16 protein-coding genes and 1 pseudogene are annotated in these 24,474 nt (G+C 70.8%); 12 read left to right on the top strand and 5 right to left on the bottom strand.

The annotated features are described in order from the left end of the window. Positions 1-229 precede the first annotated feature (229 nt). The 4 genes and pseudogenes from ACGFZK_RS21115 (at position 230) to ACGFZK_RS21100 (ending at position 4,139) form a co-directional block, all read left to right on the top strand. The gene (locus ACGFZK_RS21115) at positions 230-1,150 is read left to right on the top strand and encodes an ROK family protein (protein WP_393850411.1); all 921 of its coding nucleotides are present in this window, start codon (positions 230-232) and stop codon (positions 1,148-1,150) included. Then, positions 1,087-2,078: pseudogene (locus tag ACGFZK_RS21110) on the top strand (1-phosphofructokinase family hexose kinase). The gene ACGFZK_RS21115 and the pseudogene ACGFZK_RS21110 overlap by 64 nt, the downstream one beginning before the upstream one ends. Before the next feature lie 166 nt (positions 2,079-2,244). Next, positions 2,245-3,192, top strand: coding sequence for an SIS domain-containing protein (locus ACGFZK_RS21105; RefSeq protein ID WP_393850410.1), 948 nt, complete (start codon positions 2,245-2,247; stop codon positions 3,190-3,192). Between the two features lie 110 nt (positions 3,193-3,302). Then, entirely contained in the window at positions 3,303-4,139 is an 837-nt protein-coding gene (locus tag ACGFZK_RS21100) for a ketose-bisphosphate aldolase (RefSeq protein ID WP_393850409.1), read from the top strand. A gap of 157 nt (positions 4,140-4,296) precedes the next feature. Here the strand turns inward: ACGFZK_RS21100 and ACGFZK_RS21095 are convergent, their stop codons facing one another. Then, the gene (locus ACGFZK_RS21095; protein WP_393850408.1) at positions 4,297-5,412 is read right to left on the bottom strand and encodes a PucR family transcriptional regulator; all 1,116 of its coding nucleotides are present in this window, start codon (positions 5,410-5,412) and stop codon (positions 4,297-4,299) included. A gap of 1,719 nt (positions 5,413-7,131) precedes the next feature. On the opposite strand from ACGFZK_RS21095, the gene ACGFZK_RS21090 reads away from it, so the two are divergent. The 3 genes from ACGFZK_RS21090 (at position 7,132) to ACGFZK_RS21080 (ending at position 12,679) form a co-directional block, all read left to right on the top strand. Further along, entirely contained in the window at positions 7,132-8,238 is a 1,107-nt protein-coding gene (locus tag ACGFZK_RS21090; protein ID WP_393850407.1) for a heparin lyase I family protein, read from the top strand. A gap of 414 nt (positions 8,239-8,652) precedes the next feature. Next, entirely contained in the window at positions 8,653-10,116 is a 1,464-nt protein-coding gene (locus ACGFZK_RS21085) for an MFS transporter (protein WP_393850406.1), read from the top strand. A gap of 229 nt (positions 10,117-10,345) precedes the next feature. Further along, positions 10,346-12,679, top strand: coding sequence for an Orn/Lys/Arg decarboxylase N-terminal domain-containing protein (locus ACGFZK_RS21080; protein WP_393850405.1), 2,334 nt, complete (start codon positions 10,346-10,348; stop codon positions 12,677-12,679). Positions 12,680-13,833: 1,154 nt separating this feature from the next. Here ACGFZK_RS21080 and ACGFZK_RS21075 read toward each other — a convergent pair. Continuing rightward, positions 13,834-14,742: an NAD(P)-dependent oxidoreductase gene (locus ACGFZK_RS21075; RefSeq protein WP_393850404.1), complete on the bottom strand. Its 909-nt coding sequence runs from the start codon at positions 14,740-14,742 to the stop codon at positions 13,834-13,836. Between the two features lie 83 nt (positions 14,743-14,825). Here ACGFZK_RS21075 and ACGFZK_RS21070 point away from each other — a divergent pair, with 83 nt between their 5' ends. Next, positions 14,826-15,197 carry a winged helix-turn-helix transcriptional regulator gene (locus ACGFZK_RS21070; RefSeq protein WP_393850514.1) on the top strand — a complete coding sequence of 124 codons (372 nt, stop codon included), beginning with the start codon at positions 14,826-14,828 and terminating at the stop codon, positions 15,195-15,197. A 53-nt stretch (positions 15,198-15,250) separates the two neighbouring features. On the opposite strand, the gene ACGFZK_RS21065 is transcribed toward ACGFZK_RS21070, so the two are convergent. Then, positions 15,251-15,490 carry a hypothetical protein gene (locus ACGFZK_RS21065; protein WP_393850403.1) on the bottom strand — a complete coding sequence of 80 codons (240 nt, stop codon included), beginning with the start codon at positions 15,488-15,490 and terminating at the stop codon, positions 15,251-15,253. Positions 15,491-15,562: 72 nt separating this feature from the next. After that, positions 15,563-16,339: an SDR family NAD(P)-dependent oxidoreductase gene (locus ACGFZK_RS21060; RefSeq protein WP_393850402.1), complete on the bottom strand. Its 777-nt coding sequence runs from the start codon at positions 16,337-16,339 to the stop codon at positions 15,563-15,565. A 34-nt stretch (positions 16,340-16,373) separates the two neighbouring features. Here ACGFZK_RS21060 and ACGFZK_RS21055 point away from each other — a divergent pair, with 34 nt between their 5' ends. Next, a complete protein-coding gene (locus tag ACGFZK_RS21055) occupies positions 16,374-17,309 on the top strand; it encodes an NAD-dependent epimerase/dehydratase family protein (RefSeq protein ID WP_393850513.1) in 936 nt (311 codons plus the stop codon). Positions 17,310-19,882: 2,573 nt separating this feature from the next. On the opposite strand, the gene ACGFZK_RS21050 is transcribed toward ACGFZK_RS21055, so the two are convergent. Then, positions 19,883-20,839 (bottom strand): ScbA/BarX family gamma-butyrolactone biosynthesis protein, encoded by a 957-nt coding sequence (locus ACGFZK_RS21050; RefSeq protein ID WP_393850401.1) that lies wholly within the window; start codon positions 20,837-20,839, stop codon positions 19,883-19,885. A 489-nt stretch (positions 20,840-21,328) separates the two neighbouring features. On the opposite strand from ACGFZK_RS21050, the gene ACGFZK_RS21045 reads away from it, so the two are divergent. The 3 genes from ACGFZK_RS21045 to ACGFZK_RS21035 all read left to right on the top strand — a co-directional run bounded on the left by ACGFZK_RS21045 (position 21,329) and on the right by ACGFZK_RS21035 (position 24,339). Continuing rightward, positions 21,329-22,630, top strand: coding sequence for a cytochrome P450 (locus ACGFZK_RS21045; RefSeq protein ID WP_393850400.1), 1,302 nt, complete (start codon positions 21,329-21,331; stop codon positions 22,628-22,630). A 133-nt stretch (positions 22,631-22,763) separates the two neighbouring features. Continuing rightward, positions 22,764-23,450, top strand: a complete 687-nt coding sequence (locus ACGFZK_RS21040) for a ScbR family autoregulator-binding transcription factor (protein ID WP_393850399.1) — start codon at positions 22,764-22,766, stop codon at positions 23,448-23,450. Positions 23,451-23,661: 211 nt separating this feature from the next. After that, positions 23,662-24,339, top strand: a complete 678-nt coding sequence (locus ACGFZK_RS21035) for a ScbR family autoregulator-binding transcription factor (protein WP_393850398.1) — start codon at positions 23,662-23,664, stop codon at positions 24,337-24,339. Positions 24,340-24,474: the final 135 nt, after the last annotated feature.

Below are 24,474 nucleotides of genomic sequence, written 5' to 3'. Positions count from 1 at the left end.
CTTATGACGGTTATTGCGCAGATCCAGTCATCAGGATGGTGAGATGTCGATGGATGGAAGTAGCCACCCGGCCTTGGCCGGAAACCTTCCCGCACTCGGCGTTCGGGGCGAAGCCGCCGGGCGCCGGTCGAGCAGGGCCGAGATTCCGGACCCGCTGAGCCGGACGAGGGACATCCGCCTCCGCACCCCGGGACCGCCCAGGTCCGATGTCGGCCGTGAGGAGGGATGCGTGATCGCCCTGGACGTGGGGGGCACCGGCATGAAGGGGGCGCTTCTCGACCACGGCATGCGTCCGCTGCACACCACGCACCGGCCTACCCCGCGCGCAGACGGATCGCACGCGGTGCTGGACGCCGTGGTCGACACCCTGCTCGCCTTGAACCGGATGGCGGTCGGACGCGGGCTGCGGGTGCGCCACGCCGGCGTGGTGGTCCCTGGCATCGTCGACGAAGAGGCCCAACGAGCCGTCTGGTCGGCGAACATCGGGTGGCGCGACCTTCCCCTCGCCGTACTTCTCGAGGAACGGTCCGGCCTGCCTGTCACGCTGGGCCACGACGTTCGCGCAGGTGGGGCGGCCGAGTGCGCGCTCGGGGCCGCCCGCGGGGCGCGGAACGTGCTCTTCGTGGCGATCGGCACCGGCATCGCCGCGGCTCTCGTCTGCGACGGTGAACCGGTTCGGGCCGGCGGGTACGCCGGCGAACTCGGCCACGTCGTTGTCGAATCCGGGGGAGAGGCGTGCGCGTGCGGCGGCTCCGGCTGCCTGGAGACGGTCGCGTCCGCAGCCGCCGTCGCCGCGGCCTACACCGCGCGCACCGGCCGGTCCGTGGCCGGCGCCGCCGATGTTGCGGCCCTGACCACGCAGGGCGACCCCGTGGCGCGAGTGGTGTGGAAACGCGCTGTGACCGGACTGGCGGACGCGCTCGCGACCACCGTCGCCCTGCTCGCACCCGAACTGGTCGTCCTCGGCGGCGGTCTCGCCGAGGCCGGCCAGCTCTTGCTCGACCCCGTGCGCGACGCATTGGAGGCGCGTCTCACCTTCCACCGCCGTCCCCTCCTCGTCCGAGCCGAACTGGGGGACCGGGCCGGATGCCTGGGCGCGGGTCTCGCCGCCTGGCAGGCGGCCCACCGGACGGGGGCGCCCGTCCGATGATCCTCACCGTCACCCTCAACGCCGCCCTCGACGTCACCTGGGGCGTCGACACCCTTGAGCCCCGCCGCTCCCATCGCGTCGAGACCACGTACGAACGGGCGGGAGGCAAGGGGATCAACGTGGCCCGCGTCCTCAGCGCCCTCGGACACACGCCTGTGGCGACCGGACTCGCGGGCGGGGCCACCGGCCGCCTGATCCGCGACGGACTGGGCACCGCCCGTATCCGGGACGCGTTCCTCGAAGTGGCCGGCGAATCGCGCAGGACCCTCGCCGTCGTCTCGGCGGATGACGGCGACGCCACGGTCTTCAACGGGCGAGGACCGTACGTGACCCCCGCAGAATGGCACCTCTTCTCCCGGCACTACGCCACCCTGGTCACTCGGGCGCGGGTGGTCGTCCTGAGCGGCAGCGCCCCGCCCGGCCTGCCGGTGGACGCCTACGCCCAACTGATCGCCACGGCCGCGGCGGCCGACGCGCTCACCGTGCTCGACACGAGCGGCCCCTCCCTCCTCCATGCCCTGGCGGCCCGCCCCGACGTGGTCAAACCCAACGCGGCCGAGATCGTGGACGCGACGGGTCGCGAGGACCTCGCGCGGGCCGCCGCCGAGCTGCGCGCGCGGGGGCCCGCGCAGTCGTCGCGTCGGCCGGCCCGGCCGGCCTGCACGCCATCACGCCCAAGGGCGCGTGGCGGGCGGCGCCCCCCGAGCGGCTCCTGGGCAACCCGACCGGCGCCGGCGACGCCTGTGTGGCGGCCATCGCCGCCGGTCTGGAGGCCGACCTCGCCTGGCCGGACATCATGCGCGAGGCGGTGGCCCTTTCGGCCGCCGCGGTCCCCTGCCCGGTCGCCGGGGACGTGGACGTCGCCCTCTACCGCCGATTCCTCACGGAGGTCTCCGTCGAGGAGGCGCCGCCCCACAGCCCTCACTGACCCGCTGAACCATGTAGCTCGGCCTGACCGTCAACGACACGCTTGATGCATGATTATGCTCGATAGATGAAAGTTTCGAGCATCAATTGACATACAGTGCGCTGTGAGCCAGCATGCTGAGCCACCGGACCCCCCCTTAGCCACCTTCAAGCGCAAGGACTCTCGTGTGACCACCTTCGAAACCTCCCGCACCTCGGTCGAGATCGCCTCGCAGCCCGAGACATGGGAGCGGGCCGCCCAGTTCGCCCGCTCCCACACCGACGTCCTGCCCCGGCGCGGAGAACGCGTCGCCGTGGTCGGCTGCGGCACCTCCTGGTTCATGGCCCACGCCTACGCGCAATTGCGGGAGAGCGGTGGCCACGGCGAGACCGACGCGTTTGCCGCCTCCGAGTTCCCCGGCGGCCGCGCCTACGACCGGATCGTGGCCCTCACCCGATCCGGCACCACCACCGAGGTCCTCGACCTGCTGACGAAAGTCAAGGGCAGCATCGCGACCACGGCCATCACCGCCGACCCGGACACGCCCGTCATGACGGCTGCCGACCACGTCGCCGTACTCGACTTCGCCGACGAGGAATCGGTCGTCCAGACCCGCTTCGCCACCACCGCACTCGTCTTGCTGCGCGCACACCTGGAGGCCGAAGGCGCCCTGCCGGCCGGGGTACGCCCGCTCGCGCGGGCCGTCCAGGACGCCCGGCGCGCCCTGGACCTCCCGCTGAATCCCGAGGTGAGCGCTGCCGAGCAGTTCACGTTCCTTGGAACGGGGTGGACCTACGGCCTCGCCCTTGAGGCGGGCCTGAAGATGCGCGAGGCCGCCGGGGCCTGGACCGAGGCCTACCCCGCAATGGAGTACCGCCACGGGCCCATCAGCATCACCGGCCCCGGCCGCGTCACCTGGCTGTTCGGCCCCGCCCCCCAGGGCCTCGCCGAGGACGTCGCGCGGGTCGGCGGGCTCTTCACCTCCGCCTCGACCGAGGCGTCCGACGCCCTCGACCCGCTCGCAGACCTGATCGTCGCCCAGCGCTTGGCCGTGCTCCTTGCCGAGGCCCGCGGCTACGACCCCGATCGCCCCCGCAACCTCACCCGCTCCGTGATCCTCGGCCAGGCCGCCTGAGACACGGGGCCCTGCCATCCGCGGGCCGGGCCCCACCCCACCCGGCCGCGACACCGGCGCCGACGTCCCTCCTTCGGCGCGTAATCAACAGTTTGCGTGGAGAAACCCTCATGCCCCTGACATCAACCGACGGCATCGTCGGGCCCGCGCACGCCGGCGCCTACGGCGTCGGGGCGTTCAACGTCGTGCAGATCGAACACGCCGAGGCCATCGTCGCCGGAGCCGAGCGGGCGGCCCTGCCGGTCATCCTCCAGATCAGCGAGAACACCGCCCGATACCACGGCTCACTCGCCCCGATCGGACTGGCCTCCCTCACCCTCGCCCGACATGCCTCCGTACCGGTGGCGGTCCACCTGGACCACGCCGAGTCCGCCGACCTCGTCCACGAGGCCGTCGAACTCGGCTTCACGTCAATCATGTTCGACGCCTCCGCACTCCCTTACGAAGCCAATGTCGCCGCCACCCGGGACATAACCGACTACTGTCACCGGGCCGATGTATGGGTCGAGGCCGAATTGGGCCAGGTAGGCGGCAAGGACGGCGCACACGCCCCCGGCGTCCGCACCGACCCGGTTGAAGCACGCGCTTTCGCCGCCGCCACTGCCGTCGACGCCCTGGCCGTTGCCGTGGGCAGCTCACACGCCATGCTCACCCGCGACGCCGACCTCGACATCGAACTCATAGCCCGCCTTCGCGACGCGCTCGACGTGCCACTCGTCCTGCACGGCTCCTCAGGTGTCGGCGACGGCGACCTCGTCAAAGCCGTCGTGGCCGGAATGACGAAGGTCAACATCTCCACCCACCTCAACCAGCTCTTCACCCGTACCGTGCGGGACCGTCTGCGAACGGCTCCCGACGTCGCCGACCCGCGCACCTACCTGGGGCCCGCCCGGGACACGGTGGCGGCCGAGGTGGCCCGTCTGCTGGGACTCCTCGCCGCCCGCTGACCACGAGACCGGCCCCCGACCGAGGGAGCGGCTGCCGGCCTTCGCGTCACTCAAACGAGACCGGGAAGTCCGAGGATCTTCCCCAAGCGGCGTGACTCGATAGGGCAGCCTCGGGGGAGGGCCGGTTCCTTTCGTCGGGGGAGTTGTTACCCGGGGTCTACAGGCCGTTGACCCGGGCCATCCGTGCCGCGTCCTGCGGCGGGTGGAACTCCGCCGTCACCGCGCGGGTCCGGCGGCTCACCCGGGAGTTCTGGCGCTGGACCTGGGCCATAAGGCGCCTGCTGTGCAGGGCCATCTCCAACTCGAAGCGGGTCCGCGGGTCGCGCAGATCGGGGCCGAAGAGCTTCTCCAGCTGCCGCATGCGGTATCGGACGGTCTGGGGATGCACGCTCAGGGCCTTCGCGGCCTCGGGTGCGCCTCCGCCTTCCAACCAGGCGAGCAGGGTGTCTTCGAGTCGCTCGCTCTGACGAGGCGTGAGGTGCGCCAGGGGTCGCAGCCGGCGTGCGGCCAGTGCGTGGGCCAGGTGCTCGTCCTGGAGCAGCATCAGGGCCGAGAGGTGGTCGTCGACGAACACGGCGCGCGCGTCCGGGGCGGACGGAGTGGGGATGAGGTTGAGCAGCCGCACGGCCCAGCGCTGGGAGGAGGCGGAGTCCCGGGGTGGGACGGGGTGCCCGACGGCGGCGAACCGACCGCGCAGCGTGCTCTCCAGTGTGGTGCGGGCCTCCGGGTCGGGGGTGGGGACCAGCAGGCAGGGCTGCCCGCAGACCATGCCGGCCAGGGCGTCGTCCAGGACGGCCGCCAGTTGCCGGGTCTCACCGGGTGAGGTCAGGGCGATGGCCCGGACGGAGTCGAGCAGGGGCCAGCGGGCCGCCCCGGCCAATTCGGCCAAGGCGGTTTCGGACAGGGGCGTGTCAGATGTGAGAGCGGCGAAGAGCTCGCGGCGAGCGCGTTCGCGCCCTGCGCTGAACCCCTGGGAGAGGACCGCCCTGAGGGGAGGCAACGGGCCGCTGTCGTGCGCGTCCCGTTGTCGAGGACTTCCCTCGTCCTGTCCGGTCGCCGGGGGTTGGTGGTAACCGAGGGCGGTGAGAAGGGCCGATTCCACGTGCTGTCGGACGACTTCGTCGTCGATGTCCTCGACGTGAGGGGACAAACCGGGGATGCCGTCCCGCAGCTCCTCCACGATCCCCGCGGCCAGCGCGGGCAGTTCCGTGCGCAGGAATTGGGTCCATTCGCCGCGTGGGCGGGACCAGTTGCGGTTCAGAAGTTCAGACATAGTTACCTCGCTCCCAAGGGGCGGGCCCTGTCCCGGCATGGGGAGTTGAGCGCCTCGTACTCCCTCCAAGAGAACGCCCCTCACATACAGACCCGCGACATTGCCTGATCTTTGCCCTCGGGGAGGTGCGGCGGCGGACAAGCGGTGAACCTCGGCGCACCGTCGGGAGGGGCCTTACGGGGATGTTCGAGTCGATGAGTGCGTGGCGGTCGGAGGAGACGGCCGGCCTGCCTCGGGGGCGGATCCGGCCGTACGGTGCCGTTGCGTTCTCCGCCGTCCAGCCGTTGCAGCGGCGGCTGGCGACGGTCTTGTCGTCGGCATGGCTGGCGTCCCGGCAGCAGGCGCCGGTCGTGTCGAACCGCGCGGGACAGGGGAATTGCCACTCCAGCCGGTAGGCGGCGTGGTGGATGGAACAGCCTTCCCAGGGATGTGCGGTTCCGATCGCGAAGGTCTGGAGAACGACTTCCAACCAGCAGCAACTACTCTGGCCCAAGCCGGATCGACGTGGCGTGGATCCTGATTCAAGGCCACGAAGCCGTCCGCGAACGGCATGGGCATGGGCGGCTTCGCGACGGCGGTCGCGGAGGACGCGGCCCCCATCGCCATCACTGGGGCCAGGACCACGCCGGCTGTACGCCGACGCGTGTAGCGGTGGAGCATGAACCATCCTCGCGGCGACGGAGTCTCTCTGCTTCAGCTCCGCCGCGGCGGAGCGTTTGTCCGGTGACCGCCGGCATGAGGCCGGCCGCCGGACCGGGCCGGCAGAAACCCTGCCGGTCAGGGGGATTCGACGGCGCGTTCCCAGGACGGGCGTTGCCGACCGTCGGCTGAGTAGCGGATCGAACTCCTCGTCGACCGGTCGTTAGATCAGCCAGAACCAACAGGTTTCAACGGGTGCGCCTCATGAGACCTCTGCTAGTGAAAGATCGTCAACTCCGCCGGGTTGGCTGATATCAGCCTGTTACCTTCTGTCGGAGCGCCACGCGCGGCGGCGTCGATGACTGTCCGTGTGGCTGGTTCGCGACGCCCGGTGCCCCGTCTGAAGTCCGAGGGACGGTGTATGTTCGAACAGAATTCAACACACCTGCTCAACTGGACGCGGCACGAAGGGAGGTGGTGTGAGCGCGTGACGAGCTCGCCGGGGCTCCGGGTTCAGGGCCCGGGCGGTCACCCGGCGGACCTGAATCGCGCCGACCGCAGAAGCCCTTGCCGTGCGCGCCACGTCCCACCACGTCGCGATTCCCGAGGGGGCTCCGGGCATTCGACGCTGTGGTGCTGCGACCTGTTGTCACGCTGGGTCTTGAACCTGCAGGTCAACGCTCCCGAACCACCGAACGGCCAAGAAGTGCCTGTGTGTCGGGGTGTCTCGACCTGACCGCCTAGGGGCTTCGCTATCCGACACACTGTCAATTCGCCATACTGCCACCGTAGTTAGCGATTCGTTATGGAAGAGCTGACAGTCTCCACTGGTTCTCCGTCATTGCTGCACAGTAGGGTCTGCGCAACTTGATCACCGGACGAGCAGCTGCAGGACCCGCCCCGAAAGTTGGGTCCCATGCCCGACCGCGCACGGAGGGGCCGGCGTTTGTCCTGCCGTATCGAGCCTCGCCACCGAAACCTTCCGCCCCCGGCCCGCACGGCCGAGCGGGCGCCCCACGTCGCCACCCGCTCTCCCACCCACCGCCAGCTGAAGTCCCCGCTTCACACGAGGAAACGCCCATGCCTACCGCACCGCCGCCGCCCTTCACCCGTCACCCCGCCTCCCTGCTCACCGCGTGCACCGCCACCCTGCTGGTCGTTGCTCTGGGCGGCGCCTCCCCCGCTGCCGCAGCCGACTCGGTCTCGTACGACTTCGAATCCCCCTCCCAGAAACTGCCGTTCATGGCGATCAACGGCTTCGGCCGCGTTCTGGTGGGGCCCGCACCCGGCGGGAAATCGGGTCAGGCCGCGCGTGCCAACCTCCCCAACGACGGACGCTCGTTCAAGTCCGAATTGGTCATCAAGGGCCTCGACGCGGGCAGCCATCGCTTCAGCTTCGCCAACTATCTCCCTGGTGACTGGCAGAAGCGGGACCTCGACACCATCGTCGCCCAGTGGTTCAGCACGCAGGGAGACGGCGAGGGCATCAAACCCGTCGTCGCCCTCTCGATCCACGGCGGCAACTGGCAGCTGAAGGTCCACTGGATGACCAACGGCGAGATACAGGAGACCGTCATCCCGCTCGGTGCGGCACAACTGGGCCATTGGAACCGGTGGACCTTCGACATCACATGGTCCTCCGCCGGCACACCTGGTTCGATCACCGTGACACGGGACGGCGTCACCGTCGGTACACACCGAGGCGCCAACAACTACCACCGCGGCGAACCACCACACTTCAGGATCGGCGCTTACCGCCCCGGCTGGCGCCCCGAAAAGGGTCCCGCACAACGGGTCGGAGCATCCGAGGCAGTCCTCTTCATCGACGACATCGCCATCACCAGCACAGCCCCCGGCACCCGACCGGACCCGCGCCCGACCACCCCCGGCACCGATGCCCCTTCGGGCTCTCCGACCCCGACGCCCAGCCCCACCTCCACCGGCTCACCCTCCGCCTCCACGCAAGCCAGTGCCGCACCCACCGGCAGTACGTCCGCGTCCACCGACGACACCACTGCGGGAGCAACTCCGCATAAGACGAACGCCGACGGGACCTCGCTCCCGAGCGCCGGCGTGACCGGTGTGATCGCCACCGCCGCCGCCAGCGTCGCGGCACTGGCTGCCGGCGCATACTTCCTCCGGCGACGCAACGCCACACGGCCAGACCGCCACCGGCCCCGCCCGTAAGGTTCCTGCCTGCCGCACTCGCCGCAACTGCGGCCGTTCCCGCGGCTTTCTCGGAAGATCGCACGTCCGCGGCGGGCGGTCGGTCTCGGCGGCCCGCCGTGAGATCGCCGTCCGCCTGCGGACGCGCTCCGCACAAAGCAGCCACCAGGTCCAAGACCTCGCACGGATCGGCGGGCAAGGGGAGGCGGCCGCCGCGGCGCTGCCGCCGCACCCCCCCCGCACACCCCCGAACCACACCCCCGAACCACACTCTTGCGCCCCGCCACCTGCACGCGCCGCCCGCCGCCCGCCGGCCGTTGGCACCACGCCCGTCGCCGCAGCACCTTCGGCCACCACCGCGCCCCCCGCGACGACGAGTACCCCACCCAGTTCTACCCCCGCCTCGCACGCCCTCTGATGGAAAGCCCTGCCCTTTTGACCAGAGCCGATCACCCGACCACCGCCCCGCCGCCCGCCACATACGGCGCCGTACTGGGCAGCCGACACGTTGTCCGCCTGCTCGGGGGCACCCTGATCGGGCGCCTGCCCAACAGCATGGTTCCCGTGGGGCTCGTCCTGTGGATCACCGGCGGCGGGGGGTCGTTGGCCTTCGCCGGACTGCTCGCCGCGCTGTACGGGCTGGCATCCGGGCTGTCCCAGCCGATCAAGGGCAGGCTGATGGACCGCCACGGCCAGACGCGCGTGTCGGGGCCGGCGGTGTTGCTCAACGCCGGCTGCCTGGCCGCGCTCTCCTGGATCGGGGCGGGCGCGCACCCAGCTGCGGTGACCGCGGTAGTGGGGTGCGCGGGTCTGGTCACACCTCCGCTGGAGGCAGGACTACGGGCACTATGGCCGACAGTCCTGCCCGACCTCGGGCGGCGCCGAGTCGTCCAAGCCCTAGACACCGGCTCGCAGGGACTCCTCTACATTGCCGGCCCCCTGCTCGCCTCGTGGCTGGCGACCACGCACGGGCCCGACACCACCTTGGCCGCGACCGCGGCCCTCGGACTTGTGGGGACCGCGGTTGTCCTGAGCGCCGCACCGTCGCAGACCTGGTGTCCCACCGCCGGGGTGACCGGAGGAGGACGGCTGATGAGTGCCGGCCTGGTCCTGCTGTTCATCGCGCTGGCGGGAACGGGGTTCGCGTTCGGAGCGATGAACGTGTGGGCCGCGGGCATGGCCAGCACCCATGGGCTGGCCATGCTCTGCGGAGTGCTTCCCGCCGCGTTCTCCACCGGCAGCTTCGTGGGCAGCCTGATCTACGCCCGCCGGGCATGGCCTGGCACGACCACCATCCAGCTCATCACGACCAGCGCCCTGTTCCTCCTCGGCTGGGTGCCCCTGCTGGCCCAGCACGGCCCCCGCACAGCCATCTTCCTCACGGCGATCCCGGGGCTGTTCTTCACCTTGATCGTCACCAACGGCTTCCACACCGTGGATACTCTTGCTCCCCCGTCTCGCACCACCGAGGCGTACGCCTGGCTGATCCTGTCGGTCGGCACCGGCCAGGCCGCCGGAACCGCCCTCGCCGCAGCCCTCGCCGCACGCCCCGACGTGCTCGCCGCCCTCCCCACCGCCGGTGCCGCCACCGCGCTCACGATCCTCACCCTCGCCCGCGGCAAGCTCGGCCCAGGCCGTCGCCTCGGCCGTCACCGGCGTCACCGGCGTCCCCGGCACCCCCAGAAGCACCACGCCAACCCCCCTCTGTACGAGGGAGATACCCGCATGACCGTAGCGGGTAGGCCCGGTCCTCTGAGGGTGTGGAATGGATCTCCGGCGTGCGCGTCAGGCGCCGCGAAGGAAGAGCGTCTTGCCGAGGAGCAGGCCACGCTTGCCTGGGCAGAGCAGTTCGAGAGGTCGCCGCTGGAGGGGGCCCGAGCGGGCTCGGGCGTGGGATAGGCGTTCCCGCTGCCAGCCGGCGTGTGTCTCTTTGCCGGATTGGTTGGTCCATGTTTCCGTGAAGGAGGGGCGTGGCTGTCGCGGCCGGCAAGCCGGGCATTCCGGTTCGTGGCCTGCCAGGTGTGATGACTCCTCGAATGGGTGATATCGCCAGTTTCCGGTCTGGCCCGTGGTAGTCGCGCTCGACACTTGGCGCATCAGCCGGAGCCGCCGCAGCTTGGGGAGCGTCATGTCGATCGGTACTGTCTTGTTGGCTTTGCGTGAGGACCCCATGGGCGGGGGCGTCGGCGGTGACCAGTTGCGTCGGATCGGCAAGGAACTGGAGAACCGCGGACTGGAGGTGCGATGGGCGCGGACGGTCGAGGGGGCCTGCGCCGCCCTGCGTACCGAGGCGGGCCTGACGGCCGCGGTGGTCGCTTGGGACCTGCCGTCCGAGAGGGGCGAAGACGCTGGGGGCGGCGGAGGGGCAGTCCTGCGACAGGTCACCAGCCGGTTCACGGCCCTGCCTGTCTTCGTCGTCATGAGCGAGGAGTCGGACCAGGGCCTGGACCGGCTGCCCCTGTGGGTGGCCGAGGCCGCCGTCGGTTACATCTGGCCCCTCGAGGACACGCCGTCCTTCATCGCCGGTCGTGTCGTCAATGCCGCACGCGCCTATGGCGACTCCGTTCTGCCGCCGTTCTTCAAGGCGCTGCGACGGTTCGATGACGCCCACGAGTACTCCTGGCACACCCCGGCGCACTCCGGAGGGGTGGCGTTCCTGAAGTCCCCCGTCGGCCGGGCGTTCTTCGACTACTACGGGGAGCGGCTCTTTCGGACCGACCTGTCGATCTCGGTGGAGGAGCTGGGTTCCCTCTTCGAGCACAGCGGCCCCATCGGGGATGCCGAGCGCAACGCGGCACGTGTCTTCGGTGCCGACCGGACGTACTTCGTGCTGCACGGTGACTCCACCGCCGATCGTATGGTCGGTCACTATTGCGTCACTGCCGACGAGATCGCTCTGGTGGACCGCAACTGCCACAAGTCGGTGTTGCATGGGCTGGTGATCTCCGGTGCCCGCCCGGTCTACCTCGTTCCGACTCGCAATGGGTATGGCCTCGCCGGTCCTCTGCCCGCCGGTGAGATCCTGCCCGCCGCGGTGGCCGCAAGGATCGCTGCCCACCCGCTGACGCCGGGGGCGGTGTCCTCCCAGGCTCAGTACGCGGTGATCACCAACTCCACCTACGACGGTTTGTGTTACGACACCGTGCACACCGCGCGGGCTCTGGCCCCCAGCACTCCTCGTCTGCACTTCGACGAAGCCTGGTTCGCCTACGCCCGCTTCCACCCGCTCTACGCCGGCCGGTACGGCATGGCCGTGGGCCCGGATACGTTCGAGGGCGAGGAACGCCCCACTGTCTTCGCCACCCAGTCCACGCACAAGCTGTTGGCCGCTCTGTCGCAGAGCGCCATGGTGCACGTGAAGTCCTCGCCCCGGGCGCCGGTCGAGCACCACCGGTTCAACGAGGCGTTCATGATGCACGGCACCACCTCGGCTCTGTACCCGGTGATCGCCTCGCTGGATGTGGCTGCGGCCATGATGGACGGCCCGCAGGGAGAGTGGCTGGTCAACGAGGCGGTCACCGAAGCGATCCGGTTCCGGCAGGCCATCGTGCGCACCGGGCGCCGGATCGCGGAGGCCGGAGACCGGCTGCCGTGGTTCTTCGGAGTCTGGCAGCCCGACACCGTCACAGGTCCCGCCGACGGGACCGTCACCCCCTTCGCAGACGCCTCCCCGGCGCTCCTGGCCACCGACCCCCGCTGCTGGGAGCTCGACCCCGACGCGGACTGGCACGGCTTCCCCGGGCTGAGCAAGGGGCAGTGCCTGCTGGACCCCATCAAGGTGACGTTGACCTGCCCCGGCGTCAATGCCCGCGGCGAGTCGGACCCGTGGGGCATTCCAGCCCGGATCCTCACCGCCTACCTCGCACACCGGGGCATCGTCGTGGAGAAGACCGACACCTACACCACCCTCGTCCTGTTCTCCATGGGCATCACCAAGGGCAAATGGGGCACCTTGATGGACGCCCTCATGGATTTCAAAGCCCTCCACGACGCCGACACCCCCCTGCGGCAGGTCCTGCCCCGCTTGGTCGAGCGCCATCCTCAGCGCTACAGCGGCGCCACCCTGCGCACGCTGTGCCAGGAGATGCACGAACACCTGACCCGGGCCGAGCTGATCGACGCGCTGGACACCGCCTTCCAGGACCTGCCCGAACCTGTCGTGCCGCCCCAGGCCTGCTATCAGCAGCTGATCCGCGGGGGGACCGAACGCCTGCCCCTCGCCGCGGCCGCGGGCAGGGTGGCCGCGGCCATGGTCACCGTGACCCCGCCGGGGATTCCCGTGCTGATGCCCGGGGAAGCACTCGGAGCCCCCGATGGGCCGGTGCTGCGCTACCTGGGAGCACTGGAGGCATTCGACCGCGCCTTCCCCGGTTTCCACAGCGAAGCACACGGTGTCACCATCGATCCCCACACCGGCGACTACCTCATCGAATGCGTACGCGAGGACAGGCACGCCTCGTAAGCGCCCACCTCCCACGTTCTCACCTGTGCGGGTCTCACCTGGCCGGCTGACCCGCACCGGGCCGGGGGGGTCGTGAGAGCCGTGCGGTACAGCGGCGGGGGCGGGGGCGGGGGCGGGGTGCATGCCTCTGTGACCTGCCCTGGTCGGGCCGCAGCAGCCCCCAGGAGTGGCGGCAGTCCTGGGCTGACCCATTTTGGTGAGGGCGGGGCGAGTGTGCTCAGGGTGATGGCGAAGTCCCGGCACTAGAAGGCGGAGTACGTACAGAAGTACTTCCACCCTTCTCCGGTAGCGATCGGCGATGTCTCCTGCGTGCTCACGCCGGGTTGAGGCGGCGGGCCGGTACGGCGGCCGTCACTGACTCGGAACGGCGATGCCGGCTGCGCGCAGGTGCGTCTCGACCCACGTGTTCCATCGGGTGATGGACGGTGACTGGTCCTCCCGGTGGTGGTTGACCGGTGGGAGGCGGCGGCAGGGGGAGGGGCCAGCGTGCCTCCCGCGGTCCTGGGCGTCGGTGGCGGGTTGGTCTCCACTGCCGACGGCTGCCACGCCTACTTCGAGATGCTGCTGAACCACGGGATGCACGGGAGTGAACGGATCTTGTTCCGGGCCGTCGTGGAGCTGATGACCGCCAACCGTCTCTCGATCGGGCAGCTGGCTGTCCGGGACGCTATGTTCAGCACCGTCGCCCGTCTGTCGTGCGGCCGGGGGTCGAACGGCGGCTGGGGCTTCGCGATGGCGGTACGCGCCTGTTGCGGCGACTACATGCCCCTTCGGCCCATTCGGCTGGTTCGGCGGTACTGGCATCACTGCCTACGCAGACAGGACCAACCAGCTCACCGGAGTCCTGCTCATCCAGGTCGGACTGTCCACCCGGGATTGTCCGCGTGCCGTGAACGACTTCTGGATTACGCTCTACCAGGCCGTCGGCTGACAACGAGCTCGACCGTTACTGTGCGGCTGGGGTGAGAGACGAAAGCCCTGCGCTGGCCCCGGGCGTCATTCCTCGTCGGTAGCGTCCGGCTCACGCAACGGAGCAGGTCCCGGGGCGGGTCGGGGGGTTGGAAGGAATGCCTGTCGAGCGGGTTGATGTGGTGGCGGGCGAACGGGGGGAGGCGGGCCAGGTCCTGGTCGCAGACGTTCGGTCCGGTATGTGGTCAGCGCAGTACTCGGATGCTGTCGATGATGCGGGTCCAGTTGTCGCTGCCGTGTCCGTTTTCGATCGCGCGCCGGTAGTGGGCCTGCACGGCCAGGGGGAGAGCGAGGTCGAGGCCGAGTGATGTGCTGGTCTCGACGATGTGGTCGCACGTCGCACCCATCATGGTGACCGTGCTGAGGTCGCCGGGATGCTTGCCGGCATCTAGTGCGGCGCCGGGGGTCTTTTCGCCGGCCCTCAGGATGGCGCCGATCGAGTCGGCGCAGGAGAGCAGCTCCGGCAGCGCTTCCCGGGCTTTCATTCCTGCGGTGCCCAGCATCGCGGTGGCGTGCATCAGTGCGGACAGGGTGGTGAGGAACACCGTGAGCTGGGCTTGATACATCATCTGGGCGAGGCCTGGATCCTCGCCCAGGTGCGTTGGCGTGCCGAGCGGTGCCAACGCCGCCTGGTGGTTGTTCATCACCTCGTCGGAGCCGCTGTAGTAGACATGGGCTGCCTCCGTGCCGACCATGGGTGCCGGGACCATGACACCACCGGTGAGGAAAGCGGCGTCGTGGCCCGCGGCCCAGGTTGCTGCCTTGCGTGTGCGGTCGGGAGTGTCCGAGCTCAGGTTGACCAGCGTCCGGCCGGCGAGTGATGCGGTGGCGCTGTCAAGGATGTCGTACATCGCCTGGTAGTCGGTGAGGCTGAGGATCACGAGGTCACTGGCTTCGACCGCCTCGCCAGGTGTTGCCGCGAGCGTTGCTCCGTCTGTGACGACGCCGTCGGCCCGACTGGCGGTGCGGTTCCAGACGGTGACTGGGTGGCCGGCGGTGAGGAGGGTGCGGGTTATCGCCTGGCCCATCGGGCCAAGCCCGATGACGGTGACAGCGCTGTCTTGCCTGGTGGTGTGGTTCTGTTGTTCGTTCACCCCTCCATGCTCGGAGAGCGCCACTACTCTCGGAAGTACCTACTATTTTCTGCGGTACTTACCTTTTCGTAAGGGGGATGGTGATGGCCAAGGCGCCGAGGAGCGGGCCTTACATCTGCGGCATCGACGCTGCGCTCGACGTGGTGAGCGGCAAGTGGAAGGGGTTGATCCTCTGGGAACTTGACGCCCATCGCGTACGCCGCTTCGCTCAGCTCCGTCGCGGTCTGCCGGGAGTGAGCGAGAAGATGCTGACCCAGCACCTGCGTGAGATGGAGGAGGACGGTCTCGTGCACCGGGAGGTCTATGCCGAGGTGCCGCCGCGGGTGGAGTACTCCCTGACTGAGCAGGGGCGCACGCTCAATCAAGCGCTCGGGCCGCTCGGCGCCTGGGGGGTTGAGCGGATGCGTCGCGCAGGCTCCGAAGCGGTCGAGGTAGCCGAGACCTCACACGGCTAAGCATCCCGGCCCGTACGCCGAAGGCCGATGGGATGAGGTACGGCCGGCGTCGTTCAAGCCCAGTCGGTGAACGCGCCCACCGCGCCGACGGGGTTGTGGCGCACCGCGCGCGCCGGGATGTCGTAGAGGCGGTCCCGTTCGGCCTCGTCGGCGGCAAAGCCGCAGCGCGGCTGCGTCGCCGTCCACTCCGCGCCGTGCCGGCACAGGTCCGCGGAGGGCGGGAGCCGCTCGACCGGTTCGACCGGTTCGACCGGTTCGACCGGTTCGACCGGGCCGAGACGGCCACCCGGCATCTGGTCCGTGACATGCGATCCGAAGGAAACGGCTTTGGGTGGTCGGTCTGTTGGTGTGGTGGTGGGTGGGTGTTAGCGGGTGGTCCAGCCGCCGTCGACGGTGAGGGTGGTGCCGATGATGTATGAGGCGCGGTCGCTGCAGAGCCAGGCGGCGGCTTCGGCGATTTCGGTGGGGTGGGCGATGCGGGGGAGGGGTGCTGAGGTGAGGAGGGTTTTTTCGATGGCTGGGTTTTCGCGGAGCCAGGTGTCGATCATTTCGCTGCGGGTGGTGCCGGGTGCGATGGCGTTGACGCGGATGTTTTGGGCTGCGTATTCGTTGGCGGCGGCTTTGGTGAGGCCGAGTACGGCGTGTTTGGAGGCGATGTATGCGGCGGTGACGGGGGTGGCTACGAGGCCGGCGGTGCTGCTGTTGTTGACGATGGCGCCGCCGCGGTCGGTGAGCATGGCGCGGATTTCGTGGCGCATGGAGTTCCAGACGCCACGGACGTTGGTGTCCATGATGGTGTCGTAGGTGTGTTCGTCGAGGAGGTGCAGGGGTGCGGGGGTGGCGCCGATGCCTGCGTTGTTGAATGCTGCGTCGAGGTGTCCGTAGGTGGTGAGGGCTGTTTCGACTGCGCGGGCTACGTCTTGGGTGTGTGAGACGTCGGCGACTACGTATTGGGCTCTGTGGCCGGCGGCGCGGAGTTCGTGTGTGAGGGCGGCGAGTTGGGGTTCGCGGCGGGCTACGAGGGTGACGGCTGCGCCTTCGCGGCAGAAGACGCGGGCGGCGGCGGCTCCGATGCCGGAGCTTGCGCCTGTTATCAGTGCTGATTTGCCTGCGAGTAGGGATCTTTCTGTTGCCTCCGTCATCGCGTGACCGTAACACGGTGGAATGGGTGGTGTGATGAAGGTGGAGAACGGGGTTGTTTTGGTGACGGGGGCGGCCGGGTTCGTGGGTTCTGCTGTGGTGGAGCGGCTTGTCCGGCAGGGTGTGCAGGTTCGGGCGCTGGTTCACCGGGTGGGGGTGGCGCCTGGGGTGGAGGCGGTTCCGGGGGATCTGGCGCGGCCTGTATCGCTGCGGGGATTGTGCGAGGGGGTCACCAGCGTGCTGCATTTGGGTGCGCGGGTGGGGGGGACGCTGCAGGAGTGCCGGGCGGTCAATGTGGAGGGGACCCGGGCCTTGTTGGTGGAGGCGGAGCGGGCGGGGGTGCGGCGGATTGTGCAGTTGGGTACTGCGGCCGTGTATGGGGACGGCGTACATCGGGGTGTGGTGGAGGGTGAACTTGCCGAGGTACCGGGGTCGGTGACGAGTGTGACCCGTCTTGCGGGGGAGCGTTTGGTGCTGGCGGCGGGGGGGACGGTGTTGCGTCCGCATCTGGTGTACGGGCGGGGGGATCGGTGGGTGGTGCCGGCTTTGGTGGAGCTCCTCGCGCGGTTGCCGTACTGGGTGGACGGGGGGCGGGCCCGCACGTCGTTGACGTCGGTGGAGGCATTGGCGGGTGCGCTGGCGGAGCTGGCCGTGGGCCACCGGGTGGTGGGTGGCGTGCTGCATGCCGGTCACCCCGAACCGGTGTGCGCGCGGGAGTTGGTGGAGACCGTTACGCGGGAGCTGGGGTTGCCGCTGCCGGCCGGGGATATCGACCTTCCCGGGGCGCTGGCGCTGCTGGGCGGCGCGGGGGAGCCGGATGCGGTGACACGGCGGCGGGTTGGGCTGCTTGCGGTGGATCACTGGTATGACAGCGGGCGGCTGTGGGGCCAGCTGGAGGCCTCTCCCGGGCCGCGGTTCACCGAGGGGTTCGCCCGCTGCGCGGACTGGTACCGGGCCACGGCAGTGACGTGAGGACGCAGGGGGTCCCGTCGTGGTGTGTCAACCGCGGCCGTCTGCACGCACGTTGCCCTGCCCACCGGCCCCTCCTGCCCCCGGGGCAGTCCACTACCGGGTTCGTCTGCTGCGCGGGCTGGTGCCGGGCCGCGGCGGTGGCGTGAGGATGCAGGGGTCCTGTGGTGGTGTGTCAACCGTGGGCGTCTGCAAGTGCGTTGTCCTGCACACCGACCCCCCCTCCTCCCCCCACGCGCAGTCCACTACCGGGTTCGTCTGCTGCGCGGACTGGTGCCGGGCCACGGCGCTGGCGTGAGGACGCAGGGGTCCCGTCGTGGTGTGTCAACCGCGGGCGTCTGCACGCACGTTGTCCTGCCCACCGGCCCCTCCTCCCCCCACGCGCAGTCCACTACCGGGTTCGCCTGCTGCGCGGGCTGGTGCCGGGCCGCGGCGCTGGCTTGAGGACGCGGGGGTCGCGTGGTGGTGTGTCAACCGCGGGCGTCTGCACGCACGTTGTCCTGCCCACCGGCCCCTCCTTCCCCCGGGGCAGTCCACTACCGGGTTCGTCTGCTGCGCGGGCTGGTGCCGGGCCGCGGCGCTGGCTTGAGGACGCGGGGGTCCCGTGGTGGTGTGTTAACCACGGGCGTCTGCACGCACGTTGTCCTGCTCGCCGCCCCGGGCTGCCCCCCCCCGCAGTCCCATCAACGGGTTCGCCTGCTGCGCGGGCTGGTGCCGGGCCACGGCGGTGACGTGAGGACGCAGGGCCTGTCGGCGGTGTGTCGACAGCGGCCGTCTGTACGGAGGTTGCCCCGGCTATCGCCCCCTTGCCCCCCCGCAGCCCGCCCCCGGTCCGGTACCCCCGTGCAGCCCGGCTTCGGGTTCGCCTGCGTGGGCTGGTGCCGGGTCGCGGTGGTGGGCGTGAGGAGGCGGGGTCACCGCGGTGGTGTGGCAACCGTGGGTGCTCGTATGGGCGTTGCCCGGTGTATGGCTCCGGTCCGGCATCCACGCCAGCCCGCCCCCGGCAGCCAGCCCCCTGCAGCCCACGTCCGCAGCCGACGTCCGCAGCCGACGCCCTGCAGCCTGCCCCCGTAGCCCGTAGCCCGTAGCCCGTAGCCCGTAGCCCGTAGCCCGTAGCCCGTAGCCCGTAGCCCGTAGCCGTAGCCGTAGCCGTAGCCCCGGCCCCGCGGCCCCGGCTCCGGCTCCGGCGTCGCGGCCCCGGCCCTGTGGCTTCGGCCCTGCCGTCGGGGGCCGCGGTGGTGGCGTGGTGGCAGGGGCGCTCGGTGGTGTGTCGACCGCGGGTGCTCGTACGGGCGTTGCCCGGGTTCATCGGTCCCGGTCCGGCACCCGTGCGCAGCCCACCATTTGGGTTCGTCTGCTGCGTGGACCGGTGCCGGGCCGCGGTGGTGGCGTGAGGAGGCAGGGGCTGGCGATGGTGTGGCAACCGCGGGTGCCTGTACGGGCTGCCCGGCCCATCGGCAGCCCGGCACCCCTGCGTAGCCCGGCAGCGGGTTCGCCTGCTGCGTGGACTGGTGCCGGGTCGCGGTGGTGGCGTGAGGAGGCGCGGGTCCGGCGGTGGTGTGTCAACAGTGGCTGCCCGTATGGAGGTTGCTTCGCCGATCGCCGCGGCGCTGGCACCTCTTCGCAGCCCGCCCCCGGTCCGGCACCCCTGCGCAGTCCGGCACCGGGTTCGCCTGCTGCGTGGACTGGTGCCGGGTCGTGGTGGTGGCGTGAGGAGGCAGGGGTCCCGCGGCGGTGCCTCAACGGCGGGTTCCCGTATGTGCGTTGCCCGGCTCACCGGCCCGGCCCGGCACCCACCCCCAGCCCGCCCCCTGCAGCCCGCGCTCGTAGTTCATGTCCGCAGCTCGCGCCCTCGCAGCCTATGTCCGCAGCCCGTCCTCGCAGCCGACGCTCCCTGCGGCCTGCCCCCGTAGCCCGCCGCCCCTGCCCTGCCCGTTGCGGCCCCGGCTCCGCGGCCCTGCCCGTTGCGGCCCCGGCTCCGCGGCCCTGCCCGGCACCCACCCCCAGCCGCCCCCTGCAGCCCGCGCTCGTAGTCCACGTCCGCAGCTCGCGCCCTCGCAGCCTACGTCCGCAGCCCGTCCTCGCAGCCGACGCTCCCTGCGGCCTGCCCCCGTAGCCCGCCGCCCCTGCCCTGCTGCCCCGGCCCCGCCCGCCGCCCCTGCCCTGCCCGTTGCTGCCCCGGCTCCCCGGCCCCGGCTCCGCGGCCCTGCCCGTCGCGGCCCCTGCTGCGCGGCCCCCGGCTCCGCGGCCCTGCCCGTCGCGGCCCCTGCTGCGCGGCCCCCGGCTCCGCGGCCCTGCCCGTCGCGGCCCCTGCTGCGCGGCCCCCGGCCCTGCTCCGTGGCCCCGGCGCCGGCTCCGCGGCCCCGGCCGCCGTGGCTCCGTGGCCCCGGTCCCGGCTCCGTGGCCCCGGCCGCCGTGGCTCCGGCTCCGTGGCCCCGGTCCTGCCGTCGCGGTCCCGCCGCCTCGGCCCCGGCGTCGCCGTTGGGGCTTGTGGCTGTGGCCTGCGGTCGTGGTCGGGGTTTCGTGCGCGGCCTGGTGGCTGCTGTTCACTGTTGTGTTTGGTGTGTGGGGTGGGTTCAGGTGGTGCCGGTTACGGTGGAGTGGAAGATGGTGCGGCCTTCTTGGTGGCCGGTGATGGTGACGTGGCCGGGGGTGGTTTGGGTGGCGTCGATCCAGCAGGGGGCGTCGAGTTCGGCGTAGTGGTGGAATGCGGTGGTGATGGCTGTGGGGGTGAATCCGGTGGGGGTGTGGAGTGCGCTGGCGGCTTGGCGGGCGGCTTCGATCAGGACCATGCCGGGGTGGTGGTCGTTGGTGTGTTCGAAGAGGATGGGGTGGTCGAGGTCGGGGCTGAGTTGCCAGCGTCCGGTCTGTGTGGTGGGGGCGAGGACGACGTCGAAGCTCAGCAGCCGGCCGGCGGAGGTGGCGGGGATGGGTGTGCGGCGGGGCAGGGGCCGGGTTAATGCCATCAGGCCGCGGTCGCCGCGCAGTCGCCGGTAGGTGGCGGGGGCGACGCAGGAGAAGCGGGCGGTGCCGGAGGCGGCGAGTTCGCCGTTGCGGTGGATGTCGACCTGGAGGTGGCCGGAGAAGCGGTTGCCTTTCCAGCCGAAGCCGGTGCACAGGGCGGTCATCTCGAGGTCGCTGGGGCCGCGTCCGATGCGCAGGTGCTCGGGGCGGGTGGTGAAGTCCAGGTTCCACAGCAGGACGTTGTGGCCGAGGGGGACGCCGTAGAGGGCGTGGCAGAGGTAGAGGCCGACCTGGCGGATCGTCTCGCCGGCCTGGACGGGGTCGTGGCTGGTGCCGTCGGCGCTGGTGAAGAAGGTGTGGGCGCGGGGCCACTGGCCGGTGAGCGAGAAGGTGTCCTCGCCGGTGCGGTCGCAGCCGGTGAGGAAGACCTCGGCGAGGGAGCTGCGGTGGACGTACTCCCTGGGCACCGTGGTGGTCAGCTGGCGGGCGTCGTTGCAGCGCATCCATGGCTGTCCTGTCCCCGGCGGGGGCAGGAGGGGGGCGGTCTTTCCGATCGTGAGCATGGTCATGGAATTTCTCCCGCAGAGCCGTTCGACGGATGGGACGGGTTCCGCTCGCGAGACGCAAGATACGTACTCTCCGGTTTTGTTTGCAAGGTTCTCAGCCGGGCAGGATGCGGCCCGCCCGCCGCCGGGGTGGGCCGGGCGGCGGGTGGGGCGGGGGGTCGTCATCACGCCGACCAGCGGATATCCGACAGGGCCGTGCCGGGCGGGACATGAGGGCCCCCACCCCAAGTGGGAACCGGTCTTCCGCTCATATGCGCCGGTCGGACAGGGTGCGGGCGCCGCCCGTTCAGCCGGCGTCCGCCAGGCTGTTCTCGGACGGCCGGCCGGGCGCCGGCCATGCCCCGAAAACCATTGGCATGCGGGGCGGGCCGTGCCAGACTCGGGGCCGCCGCCGGTGAAACAAAAACCGGATGGGCGGTTTTGAAATACAGGGTGTGGATACTCCGCTCCACCCTGTTGCCGACAGCCGCCGTCCATCCTGGAGAGCCCCAGATGAACCGTCAGTGCCCGATTGCGATCGACGTCTTTGGTGCGGATGCGCACGCCGAGGCCGCACGCATCCGCGAACAGGCGCCCGCGACTGCCGTACTGCTGCCGGGCGGCGTCACCGCCTGGGCGGTGGGCCGGCAGGCCGGCATACGAAGACTGCTGGTGGACCCGCGGGTGTCCAAGGACGCCTACCGTCACTGGCCGGCGTGGATCAGCGGCGAGGTCGGTGCCCAGTGGCCGCTGGCGATCTGGGTGTCCGTGCAGAACATGATCACCGCTTACGGGGCCGAGCACACCAGGCTGCGCAGGCCCGCCGCGACCGCGTTCACCGCCCGCCGGGCGGCCGGTATGCGGCCGAGGATCGAGGAGGTCGTCAGCGAGCTCCTGGACCGCCTGGCGGACCTACCTGCCGGTCAGGTCGTGGACCTGCGCAGTCAGTTCGCGCACGAACTGCCCACCCGGATCGTCTTCGAGCTGTTCGGGATCCCCGAGCGTTCGTGGGCACCCCTGCACAAAATCATCAACGCGTTCTTCGACACCGCCATCACCACCGAGGAGGCACAGCGCAACGCGGCCGACCTCCACGTCACCATGGCCGACCTGATCGCCCACAAGCGCGAGCACCCCGGCGACGACATGACCAGCGCACTCATCGCCGCCCGCGACAGCGACAGCGCAGGCGACGGGGCAGGCGACAGCGACAGCGCAGGCGACGGGGCGGGGGCGGGGGTGGGGGCGCGGCTCAGTGAGAAGGAGCTGGCCGACACCCTGATCCTGCTCTTCACCGCCGGCTATGAGACCTCCGTCAACCTCATCTGCACCGCACTGCACGAACTGCTGCGCAATCCCGGCCAGCTGGCGCTGCTCACCCAGGGCCTGGCCTCCTGGGAGGACGTGGTCGAGGAGGCGCTGCGCATCGAGCCGCCCGCCTCCTACGGGCTGCTGCGGTTCGCGGTGGAGGACATCGACATGGGGGAGGGGGTGGTGATCCCGAAGGGTGATCCGATCATGGTGTCCTTCGGTTCGGCCGGACGCGACCCGGCCGTCCACGGGCCGGACGCGGACCGCTTCGACGTCACCCGTTCCACCCGCGGCCAGCATCTGTCCTTCGGGTTCGGCACCCACCACTGCCTGGGCGCGACGCTGGCCCGTCTGGAGTGTGCGGTCGCGGTGCGCCGTTTCTTCGAGCGGTTCCCGGCGGCCGCCCTGGCGCCCGCGCAGGCACGGCAGTTGCCACGGGTGGAGTCGTTCATCTCCAACGGGCTGCGGGAGTTGCCAAGCGTGCTGGGGCCCCAGGCGCGGTGACGCACTGATCACGCAGGGGCTGCGTCTGGCCTGCTTGAAAAGAATCGGACCTTCTGGTTGGTTTTAATGGGGTGGTGGGATCCGCATGCCGCGGATCCCGCCGCAACGGATCCATGGACAACCGGAGGCACCCGTGGCACGGCAGGAGCGGGCGGTACGTACGCGTCGCGCGATCTTGGAGGCGGCGGCGGCGGTCTTCGACGAGCGCGGCTACGACGCGGCCACCATCGCGGACATCCTCTCCCGGGCGGGGGTCACCAAGGGCGCCCTGTACTTCCACTTCTCCTCCAAGCAGGAGCTGGCCCAGGGCGTCCTGGACGAGCAGTTCGCCGAGGGCGGGGTGCCCCACCGGGAGAGCAAGCTGCAGGAACTGGTCGACGTCGCCATGGTGATGGCGTACCGGATGAAGCGCGAGCCCATGCTCAGCGCGGGTGCCCGGCTCTCGCTGGGGCCGGGCATGCGCGACATCTTCGGCGGGGGCTCGGTGCCGGGCTGGATCGAGTTCACCCGGACCCTGCTGGTGCGGGCGAAGCAGCAGGGCGAGCTGCTGCCGCACGTGGACCCGGCCGAGACGGCCTGGATCCTGTCGGCCTGCTGGACGGGCGCGCAGATCTACTCCCAGACCCTCAACGACCGCGAGGACATCGAGCAGCGGGTGGCCGCCCTCTACCAGCACATCTGCCCCAGCATCGCGACACCCGCGATGCTCGGCCGGCTGGACATGGCCCCCGACCGGGGGGAGCGGGTGAGCGCGGAGATGCGCCTAGGCCCCGGCCCCGGCCCGGGGGCGGCGCAGGAACCGGAACCGGCGTTGCCCTGAAGACCGCACCGGCCGCACCGGCCGCACCGGCCGCACCGGCCGCACCGGCTCCACCGGCCGCACCGGCCGGCCGCAGTTGGTGCGGCGGGGGCCGGTGGGGCCGGTGGGCTCGAGCGGGACGCGAGCGGGGCTCCGGCGGCGCCGCGGACTGTGACCGCAACGATCTTTACTCCCCCTTGGGCAAACCGCGTTGGCGGTTTGTGGAGACTCCATGGTCAAGCAGGAACGCGCCGCTCGTACCCGGGAAGCTCTCGTTCGTGCGGCCGCGGAGGTGTTCGCCGAGGAGGGGTTCGTCAACGCGTCGATCGCGGTGATCAGCCGCCGGGCCGGGGTGAGCGCCGGGGGGCTGCACTTCCACTTCGCCGGCAAGGGCGCGCTCGCGCAGGCCGTCGAGGACAGGGCGTCGCAGGCGCTGCGCCGGATCACCGCCGGCCGCACCGCCCCGCCCGCCGCCCCGCCCGGTGCGGGGCCCGGTGCGGGGCCGGGCGGGAGTCTTCTGCAGGTGCTGGTCGACTCCACGCACGCGCTGATGGCCCTGCTGGCACGGGACGTGGTGGTGCGGGCCGGTTTCGCTCTGTGCGCGGACTCCTCCTGGAGCGGCGGGGTGGACCTGCGCCGGCAGTGGCGGCTGTGGGTCGAGGAGGTCGTGGCGGCCGCGGCGCGCGAGGGCCATCTCGCCCCCGGGCTCGTCCCGCAGGACGCGGCACGCGGCGTGGTGGCCGCGACGGTGGGGCTGGAGGTCCTGGGCGCCTACGACCGGGAATGGGTCGCCCCGCACACCCTGACGCGCTTCTGGACGCTGATGCTGCCCCGGCTCGCGGCACAGGCCGTCCTGGACACCCTGTTGCCGCAGGGCTCCCCGGCACACGAGCCCACCAAATCAGACTGACTGGTCTCTTTCTGGTGGGGCAGAGCACCCTCCTGTGCCCCTCATCGAGGGACGATCGAGGCCCCCTGCAGCCGTTCCGCACCACCACCGCGTTCGCGAACTCCCAGCTCACACCGCACTCTTGAGGGTCAGTCA

Source organism: Streptomyces sp. NPDC048257 (assembly GCF_043201855.1).
Taxonomy (GTDB): Bacteria; Actinomycetota; Actinomycetes; order Streptomycetales; family Streptomycetaceae; genus Streptomyces.
Note: the sequence above shows the minus strand (reverse complement) of the source record. Positions and strands in the feature narration are given on the sequence as shown.

Excerpts from the sequence above, each read along its gene's own strand:
- ACGFZK_RS21065 (WP_393850403.1), bottom strand. The coding sequence starts at position 15,490 with ATGCCGGGTGGCCGTCTCGGCCCGGTCGAACCGGTCGAACCGGTCGAA.
- ACGFZK_RS21095 (WP_393850408.1), bottom strand. The coding sequence starts at position 5,412 with ATGTCTGAACTTCTGAACCGCAACTGGTCCCGCCCACGCGGCGAATGG.
- ACGFZK_RS21050 (WP_393850401.1), bottom strand. The coding sequence starts at position 20,839 with ATGACCATGCTCACGATCGGAAAGACCGCCCCCCTCCTGCCCCCGCCG.
- ACGFZK_RS21055 (WP_393850513.1), top strand. The coding sequence starts at position 16,374 with ATGAAGGTGGAGAACGGGGTTGTTTTGGTGACGGGGGCGGCCGGGTTC.
- ACGFZK_RS21045 (WP_393850400.1), top strand. The coding sequence starts at position 21,329 with ATGAACCGTCAGTGCCCGATTGCGATCGACGTCTTTGGTGCGGATGCG.
- ACGFZK_RS21080 (WP_393850405.1), top strand. The coding sequence starts at position 10,346 with ATGTCGATCGGTACTGTCTTGTTGGCTTTGCGTGAGGACCCCATGGGC.
- ACGFZK_RS21100 (WP_393850409.1), top strand. The coding sequence starts at position 3,303 with ATGCCCCTGACATCAACCGACGGCATCGTCGGGCCCGCGCACGCCGGC.
- ACGFZK_RS21060 (WP_393850402.1), bottom strand. The coding sequence starts at position 16,339 with ATGACGGAGGCAACAGAAAGATCCCTACTCGCAGGCAAATCAGCACTG.
- ACGFZK_RS21090 (WP_393850407.1), top strand. The coding sequence starts at position 7,132 with ATGCCTACCGCACCGCCGCCGCCCTTCACCCGTCACCCCGCCTCCCTG.
- ACGFZK_RS21070 (WP_393850514.1), top strand. The coding sequence starts at position 14,826 with ATGGCCAAGGCGCCGAGGAGCGGGCCTTACATCTGCGGCATCGACGCT.
- ACGFZK_RS21035 (WP_393850398.1), top strand. The coding sequence starts at position 23,662 with ATGGTCAAGCAGGAACGCGCCGCTCGTACCCGGGAAGCTCTCGTTCGT.